This is a genomic window from Pseudoalteromonas sp. BZK2, assembly GCF_014349195.1.
Taxonomy (GTDB): Bacteria; Pseudomonadota; Gammaproteobacteria; order Enterobacterales; family Alteromonadaceae; genus Pseudoalteromonas; species Pseudoalteromonas simplex.
On sequence record NZ_JACSOG010000001.1, the window covers coordinates 186,645 to 198,744 of the forward strand.

The 12,100-nt window shown below is 40.9% G+C and carries 12 protein-coding genes and 1 riboswitch; of the genes, 5 read left to right on the forward strand and 7 right to left on the reverse strand.

Features of this window, described 5'->3' with window-relative positions; translation table 11 throughout:
- Position 1: 1 nt before the first annotated feature.
- From BIZ38_RS00775 to BIZ38_RS00785, 3 genes are all read right to left on the reverse strand, one after another.
- Positions 2 to 382, reverse strand: a complete 381-nt coding sequence (locus BIZ38_RS00775) for a hypothetical protein (RefSeq protein WP_138600519.1) — start codon at positions 380 to 382, stop codon at positions 2 to 4.
- A complete protein-coding gene (locus tag BIZ38_RS00780; protein WP_187489290.1) occupies positions 375 to 959 on the reverse strand; it encodes a hypothetical protein in 585 nt (194 codons plus the stop codon). The genes BIZ38_RS00775 and BIZ38_RS00780 overlap by 8 nt, the downstream gene beginning before the upstream one ends.
- An 81-nt stretch (positions 960 to 1,040) precedes the next feature.
- Positions 1,041 to 1,217 carry a hypothetical protein gene (locus BIZ38_RS00785; RefSeq protein ID WP_187489291.1) on the reverse strand — a complete coding sequence of 59 codons (177 nt, stop codon included), beginning with the start codon at positions 1,215 to 1,217 and terminating at the stop codon, positions 1,041 to 1,043.
- A 264-nt stretch (positions 1,218 to 1,481) separates the two neighbouring features.
- Here BIZ38_RS00785 and sbcB point away from each other — a divergent pair, with 264 nt between their 5' ends.
- Entirely contained in the window at positions 1,482 to 2,927 is a 1,446-nt protein-coding gene (gene sbcB, locus BIZ38_RS00790) for an exodeoxyribonuclease I (RefSeq protein WP_166340368.1), read from the forward strand.
- A 39-nt stretch (positions 2,928 to 2,966) separates the two neighbouring features.
- On the opposite strand, the gene BIZ38_RS00795 is transcribed toward sbcB, so the two are convergent.
- Positions 2,967 to 3,848, reverse strand: a complete 882-nt coding sequence (locus BIZ38_RS00795; RefSeq protein WP_166340370.1) for an NAD(P)-dependent oxidoreductase — start codon at positions 3,846 to 3,848, stop codon at positions 2,967 to 2,969.
- A gap of 114 nt (positions 3,849 to 3,962) precedes the next feature.
- Here BIZ38_RS00795 and BIZ38_RS00800 point away from each other — a divergent pair, with 114 nt between their 5' ends.
- Together BIZ38_RS00800 and BIZ38_RS00805 are read left to right on the forward strand one after the other, a co-directional pair.
- A complete protein-coding gene (locus BIZ38_RS00800; protein WP_054551485.1) occupies positions 3,963 to 4,478 on the forward strand; it encodes a glutathione peroxidase in 516 nt (171 codons plus the stop codon).
- On the forward strand, positions 4,444 to 5,427 hold the full coding sequence (locus tag BIZ38_RS00805) for a 2-hydroxyacid dehydrogenase (protein ID WP_054561682.1): 984 nt from the start codon (positions 4,444 to 4,446) through the stop codon (positions 5,425 to 5,427). The genes BIZ38_RS00800 and BIZ38_RS00805 overlap by 35 nt, the downstream gene beginning before the upstream one ends.
- 89 nt (positions 5,428 to 5,516) lie before the next feature.
- On the opposite strand, the gene BIZ38_RS00810 is transcribed toward BIZ38_RS00805, so the two are convergent.
- Positions 5,517 to 6,842: a sodium-dependent transporter gene (locus BIZ38_RS00810; protein ID WP_166340372.1), complete on the reverse strand. Its 1,326-nt coding sequence runs from the start codon at positions 6,840 to 6,842 to the stop codon at positions 5,517 to 5,519.
- 147 nt (positions 6,843 to 6,989) lie between these two features.
- Between BIZ38_RS00810 and BIZ38_RS00815 the strand changes: the two genes are divergently transcribed.
- Entirely contained in the window at positions 6,990 to 7,727 is a 738-nt protein-coding gene (locus tag BIZ38_RS00815) for a 4'-phosphopantetheinyl transferase family protein (RefSeq protein ID WP_187489292.1), read from the forward strand.
- Here the strand turns inward: BIZ38_RS00815 and lysC are convergent.
- Entirely contained in the window at positions 7,704 to 9,083 is a 1,380-nt protein-coding gene (gene lysC, locus BIZ38_RS00820) for a lysine-sensitive aspartokinase 3 (RefSeq protein ID WP_187489293.1), read from the reverse strand. The genes BIZ38_RS00815 and lysC overlap by 24 nt on opposite strands.
- 81 nt (positions 9,084 to 9,164) lie before the next feature.
- A riboswitch (Lysine riboswitch) is annotated at positions 9,165 to 9,337 on the reverse strand.
- A gap of 88 nt (positions 9,338 to 9,425) precedes the next feature.
- On the reverse strand, positions 9,426 to 10,676 hold the full coding sequence (gene nhaD / locus BIZ38_RS00825; protein ID WP_054551492.1) for a sodium:proton antiporter NhaD: 1,251 nt from the start codon (positions 10,674 to 10,676) through the stop codon (positions 9,426 to 9,428).
- Positions 10,677 to 10,824: 148 nt separating this feature from the next.
- Between nhaD and BIZ38_RS00830 the strand changes: the two genes are divergently transcribed.
- The gene (locus tag BIZ38_RS00830; RefSeq protein ID WP_187489294.1) at positions 10,825 to 12,099 is read left to right on the forward strand and encodes a hypothetical protein; all 1,275 of its coding nucleotides are present in this window, start codon (positions 10,825 to 10,827) and stop codon (positions 12,097 to 12,099) included.
- Position 12,100: the final 1 nt, after the last annotated feature.

A 12,100-nucleotide genomic window follows, 5' to 3' on the forward strand; every position in this document is an offset into this window, starting at 1 on the left:
ACTAATTCTTACCTTTGTACATTTTATCGTAGATATCGGATATATTATTTTGTTTATCGTAGTAGCGCTGCAGCTCCCCAAGCGATAACTCTTTTATTTCATTACTATCAAGCCCAACAGGCTCTGCTAACTTAAAGTCTGCAGCTTGCGGTGAATTACCCATTAAGGTGGCAATTTCACTCTTTAACTGTTCAGCTTTATTAAATAGTTTAATTGCTTTGCTGATATCTGTTTCATGCTCAGCTTGTAACGTGCACCAAACTACCTCAACTGATTTAGATCTGATTTGATCTTCAAAGATATTTTTACGCGCAATCAACCATGTACTTGCAACAAGCAAGATGGCTAAAACGACAATGGCTATGTAAATTAGTTCAAGCATTACGATCCCTCGGTAAACTAAATGTTACTATACACCCAAACTTGGTCCGCAATACATCAGGAAAAAGCATTATAAATGATAGTACAAGGCTGATATACAACACAATAAAGCTGTAAACGTAATGTATCTGTGCAAATTCTTGCTGCAAATCCAGAACAACAAATTTCACCCAAATTACAAAGTGGAATACACTCAAGATTATGAACAGCTTAACTACAGCGAAAAAAAGTTTGGAAAAAACAAAACTAAAAACTAGGTGGGCCTTGTACATAAAATAGAGAGTAGCGAGGTTTATTATAGTAACAACAAGATAAATATTTTGTGCACTTGCAGCCGAACTATGATTGCTGACGTATGCTAATACATATTCCATTAGTAAAGCAGTAATCAAATAATTTGCACAAACAAAAGCAATGGTTACGAAATTACTAAAAAGCTCTTTGTTAGCTAAGGCTTTTCTCAGTGAGTTTATCAGAGCGATAATAAAAGCTGTTGCAATTACAGCTTGAGAGGAAAAAGCTGTTGTGTATGGTTGAATTACCATCCACTTTTCATACAGGTTTTCAAAAAATTCCACTTGGTCTAACCGTTTTTTAGATTCTATGCTAAACCCAAAAAGGAAAAAAAACCAGCTTAAAGCTGGTTTCTTTAGATTAAATTAATTTTCTTTTTTCTTTGGATTCAAGATGATGATACCACCAGTATTATTTATAGTTTTCTTTTTTGGGTTTAGGATAATGATACCACCAGTATTTTTAAGCAGCTCAACTGAGTTAGTTGAAGCTGGTGCTGCGTCGAATGCTAAAGTAGATAGTAATAAAGCTGATAAAGTCATTTTTTTGTTCCTTCATTGTTAAAGATAGCTTTCGTTAGCAAATACCGAGCCACTACAATAAAAATTTAGGTAAAAACTAACGACTAGACCCTATATAAGCATAAAACCTAGCCGTTAGGCTATTTTTTATACCACGCAGGTATATAAAACGACCACTAAACAGCATCAGCACCTTTAACTCTATAAACTAACAAGCCTCTATGCCATAATTCTGTCAATTCAAAAATAAGTCAAAGCGGCCCAACGCTTAGCAAGGTTTAATGCATGGCATATCCAGAACAACAGCAACCAACAATTTATTGGCACGACTACGAAACATTTGGCGCAAGCCCGCAAAAGGACCGCCCAAGTCAATTTGCAGGTATTCGTACCGATCTCGATTTGAATATTATTGGTGAGCCGTTAATTGAATATTGCAAGCCTGCAGCCGATTACTTGCCGCACCCTGAGGCGTGTTTAATAACGGGTATTACCCCGCAAGTTGCAATGCAAAAAGGCTTAGTTGAAGCTGAGTTTATGGCGAAGATCCATGCTGAATTTAGCCAACCTAACACCTGTGTTGCGGGCTATAACAGTATCCGTTTTGATGATGAAGTCACACGTTACAGCTTATACCGTAATTTTTATGACCCTTACGAGCGTGAATATAAAAACAATAATAGCCGCTGGGATATTATTGATTTAGTGCGTGCCTGTTATGCACTGCGCCCAGAAGGTATTGAATGGCCGCTCAAAGAAGACGGTACACCGAGCTTTAAGCTCGAGCACTTAACCGTTGCCAATGGCATTGAGCATGCAGCCGCTCACGATGCATTAAGTGATGTAACGGCAACCATAGCGTTGGCAAAATTAATAAAAGAAAAACAACCTAAGTTGTATCAGTTTTTCTTTAGCTTACGTTCTAAAAAAGCACTGGCTGATTTAGTTGATGTATTTAATATGACACCACTTGTGCACACTTCGTCACGAATTCCAGCAAGCCAAGGCTGCACCAGCTGGATTGCACCAATGAGCTTTCACCCAGTCAATAAAAACGCCATTATTTGCTTTAATTTGACTGAAGATCCGCAAGTGCTATTAGATTTATCAGTTGAAGAGCTACGCACGCGTCTTTACACAAAACACAGCGACCTTGGCGAAGACGAAGCACCGGTAGGCTTAAAACTCGTGCATTTAAATAAGTGCCCTATTCTCGCACCAGCAAAAACCTTGTTACCAGAGAACGCAGCCCGATTAGGTATTGACCGCGAAAAATGCCTACAAAATCTCGCTATTTTAAAAGCCAACACTGAGCTTCGCGACAAAGTAACCGAAGTGTTTAACGAACAACGTGATTACGGCGAAACCACTAACCCTGACTATCAACTTTATGATGGTTTTACCAGCCATGCTGATAAAGCAAAATTTGCTATGATACGTGATGCAAGCCCTGAGCAATTAGCCTCAATGCAGCTTGATTTTGATGATAAAAAGTTTGCTACCTTGTTATTCAGATACCGCGCTCGAAACTGGCCACATACACTTAGCCAAGATGAATTGGCAAAATGGCGCCAGTATTGCCAAAACAAGCTAATGCACGGTGAAGATAGCCCGTCGATCAGTGGCCAAGATTTCATGATCACTCTTGAGAATCTGGCTCATGAAAATGATGATAACGAGAAAAATCTGCATATATTAAAAGCGTTGTACAATTACGCACAAAGCATGTAATAAAAAACGCGACAATCATTGTCGCGTTTTTTATGGATATTACTTTTTATGTAACGCTTCGATACGCGCTAATAAACTGGATGTGTCATAGCGGCCGCCGCCTAACGCTTGTACATCGGCGTAATATTGATCAACTGTTGCCGTCATCGGCAAAGTTGCGCCGTTGGCCTTTGCCTCATCCAAAGCGATGCCTAAATCTTTACGCATCCAATCAACAGCAAAACCAAATTCGTATTCGCCAGCCCACATTGTTTTGTAGCGGTTTTCCATCTGCCATGAGCCTGCAGCGCCTTTAGAGATGGTTTCAATTACTTTTTCACCATCAAGGCCAGCTTGTTTTGCAAAGTGTAAGCCCTCAGCCAAGCCTTGTACCACACCCGCAATACAAATTTGATTTACCATTTTACACAGTTGACCAGAGCCTACTTCACCTAATAATTGGCTAAAACGGCTAAAAGCAGCCATAACAGGTTGAACAACATTAAAATCAGCTTCGTCGCCACCAACCATCACGGTTAATACACCATTTTCTGCCCCAGCTTGACCGCCAGAAACCGGCGCATCTAAAAATGCGATGCCTTGTAGTTTCGCTTGAGCAGCCACTTCACGTGCCACTTCAGCTGACGTTGTAGTGTGGTCAACTAAATAGCTGCCCTCATGCATGCTTGCCAGCACACCCTGTTCGCCATAAACAACTGAACGTAAATCATCATCATTACCTACGCACATGAAAACGATATCAGCCCCTTTTGCTGCTTTACTTGGTGTTTCAGCGTATTCACCTTGATACTCAGAAACCCACTTTTGCGCTTTAACCGTTGTGCGGTTGTAAACTGTCACGTTGTGACCTGCGTTGGCAAGATGACCCGCCATTGGGTAACCCATTACACCTAATCCGATGAAGGCGACTTTCATTGACATAAAACTGACCTATTTGAGTGATAAATTAGTAACAATTTCATTATCTCAACCGAATAACTAAAAAGCGAATGAAAAAAAGTTCATTTAAACCGTTAAAAAACACACAGGTAAAACATGGATAGTATATATCGTTTCAATGCCCAGCTTGCATCTGGTGAAAACTTTAGCCTTGAATCGTTACAAGGTAAAACAGCGCTTATCGTCAATATTGCCAGCAAATGTAATTTTTCAGTGCAAATGGCAAGCCTTGAAAAACTCTATCAAGAATATAAACAGCAAGGATTTACCGTACTCGGTTTTGCCTGTAATCAATTTGGCCACAATGAACCTCTAGATGGCAATGAGCTTAAAGCCTTTTATCAGCAACACTTTGATGTCAGCTTTCCTATTTTTAACAAGGTGTTAGTCAACGGCCCAGACGCCCACCCGTTATTTAATTATTTAAAGTGTCATACCCGTGGAATTGCACAAAACCGTGCAATTAAATGGAATTTCACCAAATTTCTTATAAACTCAGAGGGTCAACTCGTTGCGCGATATGCCCCGCGCACCAAGCCCGAAACCCTCAAAATGGTGATAGAGAGTAATTTAAATGATGAAACTGGCCTTATTCAGTGCGCAAAAGTATGAGCAACCGTTTTTTGAAAGGAATCTAACTGAATACGCTGAGTCTGTTTCGCTCAGTTATTTTGAGCAATCCTTAAACAGCAATACCACGCCCCTCTGCCAAGGTTTCGATGCAGTGTGCGTGTTTGTAAACGATACGGTCGACAAACACGTCATTGCAGATATGGCGGCTGTTGGCATTAAAGCAATCTTATTGCGTTGTGCGGGCTTCAATAATGTAGACCTTGATGCTGCCAAAGAGCATAACATCAAGGTTTGCCGCGTCCCTGCATATAGCCCAGAAGCAGTAGCAGAGCATTGTATTGCACTCATGCTAACGCTCAACCGAAAAACCCATAAAGCCTTTAACCGAGTACGTGAAGGCAACTTTGATTTAAACGGTTTACTTGGTTTTAATCTGTTTAAAAAAACTATTGGGATTATAGGCTGCGGCAAAATCGGTTTAGCGCTGGTAAATATATTAAATGGCTTTGGAGCTAAGGTACTCGTGTGCGATCCTATGGCTGGTGAAGGCCCTTATACCCTGTGCGATTTAGACACATTGCTTACCCAAAGTGATGTCATCTCATTGCACTGCCCGCTCAACGAGCATACTCATCATTTAATTGATGCTAGCGCATTTGAGAAAATGAAAGACGGTGTCATGCTGATTAACACCTCTCGTGGTGCACTTCTTGATAGCCAAGCATGTATTCAAGCGCTTAAGTCTAAAAAGCTTGGACACCTAGGCCTAGATGTGTATGAGCAAGAGTCAGAGTTATTCTTTAAAGATCACCGTGAAGAAATCATGCAAGACGATATTTTTTCACGCCTTATTAGTTTTCCGAATGTGTTAGTGACAGGCCACCAAGGCTTCTTCACCCAAGAAGCACTGAGCGAAATAGCCTGTACCACATTACAAAGTGCCAATGAAATAAGCCAAGGCTTACCATTAACTAACGAAGTTATATAAGGCAAATGCACCTTAAATTAAAAAAGGCGTGAGTTTAAACCCACGCCTTTTACTTTTATCTAGTAACTAGAAACTCGCAACTGGACTTTCTACTTCAACAACGCCACGTTCACGAATACCGCCGTCATTAATAACGGGCAGATAAAGCGAATGTACTGGGCAAACCAATAATGAGGGCCGCTCGATACTTGATGCAATTTATTACCACGCTGCCATAACCAACCAACAGTAATGAAATAGAACAGCCCCATTAAAGGTAATTGGTACTGTGTAAGTACCATAATGACTAAACCAAATAACCAGTCAAAGTTTAAGATAATCAGTGATGAGGCAATAAACACGATTAGCGTTACAAATAAGGTTGCTTTTTTGCGCTCTACACTGTGATTCTCAACTAAAAATGCCACTGGAATTTCGGTCGATGAGATGGTTGATGTCACTGAGGCAATCGACATTAAAACAAAGAATAATAAGCCAACGAGTAAACCCACTTGGCCCATTGTGCTAAACAGTTCAGGTAAAATCGCAAAAATTAACTGCCCTTCACCAACCAATTTACCGCCGCTAAATACCTCTACACCGTTATGTTGGGCAACAAAAATAGCCGGAATAATCAATAAACCCGCTAAGAAGGCCACACCGGTATCAAGCAGTGCCACAGTGCCGGTTAGTTTAGGCAGGTTGGCATCTGGCTTTAAATAAGAGCCGTAAACCATCATACAGCCAACACCTAACGACAGCGAAAAGAACGCTTGCCCCATTGCCGCAATAATTAAGTTTGCATCAAGAATTTGACTAAAATCTGGCACTAAATAGGCTGCAAAACCATCCAGCGCACCATCTAGGGTCGCGATATAAGCAATTAACGCAACTAATAACACTAGCAATAATGGCATTAAGCGACGTGACCAAGTTTCGATACCTGATTTAACGCCTTTTAAAATAATACTCGCAGTAAGAATAAGCATCAGTGGCGTAAACACAAAATTGCGCGCCATGGAGTCACTGTGTAAAAAGTTACTTAGCTCAGTAAAACCAAAGAAGCTTGCGACTGGCTCCAGCGCATAAGCGAGCATCCACCCTGCAACTATCGAATAAAAGCTCAGCATCACAATCGCACCAAAGAGGCCAATATAGCCAGCTGCGGCCCCCACTTTTGGCGCTGTGTCTTGCCATGCACTAGATAATGCTTTTACCGGATTAGCTTGCGCTTGGTGGCCTAAGTACAGCTCTGTATAAAGAGCTGGAAGCGCTAATAAGAAAATAACAATGAAGTAAACGAGTAAAAATGCACCGCCGCCATGGTTTGCCGCTTGTGTTGGAAAGCCCCAAATATTACCTAAACCTACCGCCGCGCCAGAAGCTGCTAAAACGAAACCTAATCGACTTTGAAAGCCGTCACGAACTTGTGCCATACATCTACAAATCTGTTATTATTTTTCCTCATTAAACCATAATTACAGTCAACTGCGTAAACTATTTGCGTTTGTTCATGCCTATAAAAGTGCATTTGCTGTAAAAATAAACAAAACTAAATTCAAGCCCCGTGTAAGCGTTAAACCATGAGCAGTCACTACTTTTCGAACACTCTTATCATCGAGCAACAACGCCAAACAACGGCCAAAAAAATCATGCTTATGGATGCAACATGTATTGATGTTGCAAGTTTACCCCTTGATAAATTACTCAGTGAGTTTGAATTAAGCGTACTTGAAAAACGCAAAGTGCCAAGTGCCAAGCAAGAGTACTTAGCAACTCGCCTAACGTTAAAGTATTTGTATCAACATGCTTACCCTCATGACGATTTAGCGCTCAGTGAAATATCAAGCCAGTTTGATGACAAAGACAGCAAGCTCAAATTACATACAAAACGAAGAGAACCTGTGTGGGCTTGTTTATCACATTCAAATGGTTTAATTGGCGCTGCTCTTAACCCAAAACAGCAGCTATTTGGTTTTGATATTGAACAAAGCAGTAAACCTCGCCCTTTTATCAAACTCGCAAAGCATTTTTATCATCAAGATGAAGTTGACTTAATTAGCCGTTTTGACGCTCCCGATGAACAGGCACAGTGCTTTTTTAGAATTTGGACATTAAAAGAAGCGCTTGCCAAAGCAAGTGCTCAGCCGATTGCGAAACTACTTGCTCCTAATGTATTTGAAGAATTGAGCAAACATGATTTCAGCGCGAGTAGTAACTCTATTGAAGGTTTTGATATAAGTGTTGTGGCACAAAAAAGCACTGACTGGCAGTGCTCTTTTATTAACTTTAATGACTTACGCCGCGACTTGGTTTTCTAATAGTCGGCTGTGAATAGCCTGCACGACTTCATCTGACTCACTTTGCTCAACTAAGAAACACAGGTTATGTTTACTTGCACCGTGGCAAATTAAACGAATATTAAAATCGCTTAATACCTGCATTAAGTTCATTTCTTGCTGACGTAATTGAATTTCAGAACCAATTAAAGCCACCAGCGTTAAGTTATTCTCAACCGACACATGACAAAACTCAGAAAGCTTATCTAAACAAGCTTGATCAAGCTCAGGGCGTGATGCATTTGGTGCGTTATCTAAAGTGATTGCAACACTGATCTCGGAGGTAGTAACCAAATCAACCGAAATATTAAACTCACTTAAAATGGTGAAAACACGGGCTAAGAAACCACTCGCTAGGAGCATTTCTGGGCTTTTAACCGTTAACAGAATTTGGTTTTTACGCTGTGTTACGGCACGAATACCTGGTTGCTGAGACTTTTCTTTTTCAATCCATGTACCACCTAATTGCGGCTCACGGCTTGAACCAACAAACACACTAATATGGCTTCGGCTTGCAGGTAAAATGGTTGCAGGGTGCAGTACTTTTGCACCAAACGTTGCCATTTCGGCCGCTTCATCAAAGCTTAAGCGTGCAATTGGGCTTGCTTTAGCGCATAAACGCGGATCAGTACTGAAAATACCCACAACATCGGTCCAAATATGCACGCTTTTTGCGTTAATTGCTTCAGCGAGTAATGCAGCACTGTAATCTGAACCACCACGGCCTAAAGTGGTCGTTTGATTATGTTCATTGCTACCAATAAAACCTTGGGTTACCACAACATGGTCATCAAGTAGCGGCACTAAATGCTCTTTAGCAGCCGCAGCGGTTGCTGCAACATTTGGGGTAGCTTTAGCAAATTGGCTATCTGTTTTTAGCACTTTACGTACATCAAAACGCACCGCATCAAGACCTTGACCGCGTAATACTTGAGTAAATAAATACGATGACAAACGCTCGCCAAAGCTCAATAGTTCATCTTGATCTGCTACTGACTTAGCCCCGTCTGATGCTAGCTTTTGAAAAGCCTTAAGCGTTTCATTAAAGCCATGTGCTAAATCAGCGTCCAGTGACAGCTCTGCCAAGATTGCTTCTTGAATTGCGACAACGCCAGTAATGTGCTCATCACGTTCAGCCGCACTCAAATCAGCTTTACACAATGCAACTAAATGGTTTGTCACGCCCGCACTGGCACTCACAGCAACTATACGTACTTGATTATCAGCACAAATGATTTCAGCGCAGCGGCTCATAGCATCAAAGTTAGCTACACTGGTGCCACCAAATTTTGCAACAACGTAATCTGATTTTCTGTTGGCGGCTAATTGGGTATTCATGTCGTCTCCTTTTGTGGAAAACTATCCACAGTAATTCAAGAAGAACTCGGCAAGGGGGTGCTTTGAAAATAAAGAGTAGTCCATGCCAGAAGCTCTCCACCTAGTTTGGTGACAGTTTTGAGGATTCAGCCCCATAAACCGAAAAATAACCGTGACGTCCGGTTAATTTTCTCGGCGAGTACTTCCCTCATTAATGGTCATCGGCGTTCGTCACCTCACATTAATTACCTAAGTATCGCACCTCTTCTGAATGTTAAGTTAACACCTGGTTAAAATAACAAAGCCTGCTGTTAAAAGCAGGCTTTGAAAGTTAACGTTTAGACGTCTAGCTGTCAAGTCGTTTTATGAAATTAAACTGCCCGCTAAGTGCGAACCGTAATAACCAACGGTATAAGCAATTAATAAATAAACCGACATTTTAAGATAGCTCATAAAGGTTAGTGCTTTTACCTTACTCATGGCAATAATACCTGCCGCAGAGCCGATTATAAGCATTGAGCCACCGACCCCAGTTGCGTAAGTAAACGACAGCCATTGCTGAGGGCTCATCACAATATCAGCTTTTAAAAGTGCTGCAGTTAGAGGTACGTTATCTACCGCCGCTGATAATAGCCCCATCAGGTAGTTGGCATATTCCGGTGCCATCAACTCATATAAGTGAGTAAATTTAGCAAGCATACCGACTTCTTTTAATGCACCAACCAGCAATAATACCCCGACGAAGAACAATAAGGTGTCGTATTCAATTTCACGAATATAATCGATGATTTTTTTGTTTACGTCTTTTTTGCGCATTAAAAATTGCGCAACCAAAAACATAAGTGATAAACCAAATAAAAAGGTTAACAGCGGCGGCACACTATAAAGCACACTCAAAGTTAACGTGGCAATAATCGTCGAGAAGAAGATAACCGCAATGGTAATATCTGTTTTTTCGATGCGACGGGCAGCTTGTTTTTCAAACACAACATTACCCGACATACCCACCGACAACATTGCCGCCAGCAGTGCAACACTTGTCAGTGCAGGGGCAATTAATAATAGTAGATTAGCAATGGTGACTTTTTCGTCTAAGAAAATCATCAGGGTTGTAACATCACCGGTGATCAACGACACCCCACCCGAGTTAACACTAAATACAATTAAGGTCGCATACTTTATTAATTTTTTAGGATCTAACTTAAGTGACATCACCACCGCAAGCGAGATTAAAGTTGCCGTTATGTTGTCTGAAATAGATGAAAATAGAAATGCAAAACCACCAATCAGAAACATCAGCTTTCGTTCACTGATTTGATTTGGCATAATTTTATGAACAATATTCTGGATAAAGCCTTTAGAGTTTAAATACGCTACAAAGGTCATCGCAGCCATTAAGAATAGCCACAAAGTCGCGATTTCTAATATGTTGTGATCCAGTTGATGTTGTATGGTTTCTGGGCTTTGCCCATGAATTGGAGAGATAAATAAGATAATCCAGCATAAAGTGCCAAAAAAAAGCGTCGTTTTGGCCTTGTTTACATGGATAATATCCTCTATAACGATAAGCAAAAATGCCACCGCTATCAGGGTTAGGATAAGTGGGGTTACCATGGTGTTTGAACAACCTTTATAATAATGTAAAAATTGTAAGTCGAGTGTTTCGGCGCGGATTCTAGCAGCATAGAAAGCATAAAACTATTCTCAATTACATAATTTACTACTAATCGCCAACACCAAAGTCTGAATTTACTGGAGCCTTATGATCCCAGCTAAAAAGTTATTAAATACCCTTACTGAACATTGGGGGGTGTTAGAACTGCTATTTAAACGTTTTAAGATGGCTGATTTCAGCTTGAAAGACGTACAAAATGCGATAAAACAAAAGCAGCCTTCATGGTCAAACGAACGCATTTATAAAGAAACAAATCGTTTATTGAATCAAGATATTATCATTCCACTGGCAAAATCATCACAGTTAGAAATAAACCGCGCGATCGCCGATTTTGCGACCTTCTTGCTACAAGAAGAGCACTTAGGTCTTGCTCAAGAGATTAGCGTGCTCGTTGATGACTTAGCTCGCCTTGGCAATCGCCTTGCTAAAGCCGGTGAAATTGAAGATTACGACGAGCTTCGCCGCTTTAGCCGCATTATGGATGATCGGGTACGCAAAATAATGAAATTGTTTGCCCACAATGAAAACGCAATTTTAAATATTGTTGAGCAAGCAAAAGCAGACAACGCGGTGCAATCACTGCAAAAACGCTATCAGGCTGTAATTGAAGCGTTCGATGAATACATCGAGCCTATGCTGGAAATGGTGGATATTCGAGGTGACTTCCACGCTTGCTTTAATACCATCGAAGCGCAAATTAGCGCGCAAATACAGCAAATTGACCGCCTTGGTAAGTCATACCAAGACAAACGCATGCTTGAACAATTACGTACCCGTATTTTAGAAATGCATTTAGTTGGCCGTGAAAGCTTACGTAAAAGCGCCGATATGCTGATGCCGCTACGGGAAGAGTTACGCCGTAACAACCTAATTACTCGCCAAGCAGCTAAAGTGCTTGGTTTAGTGCGTAAAAATGGCGTCGATAACATGTTAAGTGCAGTACACCCTAACTTTGTTTCAGACGCGCAACGTTTTTCACTTGGTCAGCAACGTCATATCGTGGCCTATATGGCAGGCTTAGTTGACTTTGAGCACGATGAATATCAGCTTCCTGAACATGATGATGTGCCCGCCTATCAAAGCCCGCATATTCCTGATTACAACGATGTTAAAACACAATTTAGAAAACGCTTTAAAAAAGCCAACCAAAAAGCTCAGCCGCTTCTTAGTTTCTTAGATGAAAGCTACCCAGATCTAGAGGCTGACGAAATGCTGTTCTTGTATCAAAAATTGATTAGCGATGGCGACCTTGAAATTAGCCAAAGCCAAGAGAAAGTAAAAATAAAAATTGCCCAGCAACACTTCTCTCTTTACCCATTTAACTCATCGATTGCTGACGATAAAAAAGCAACAGAGCAATAAC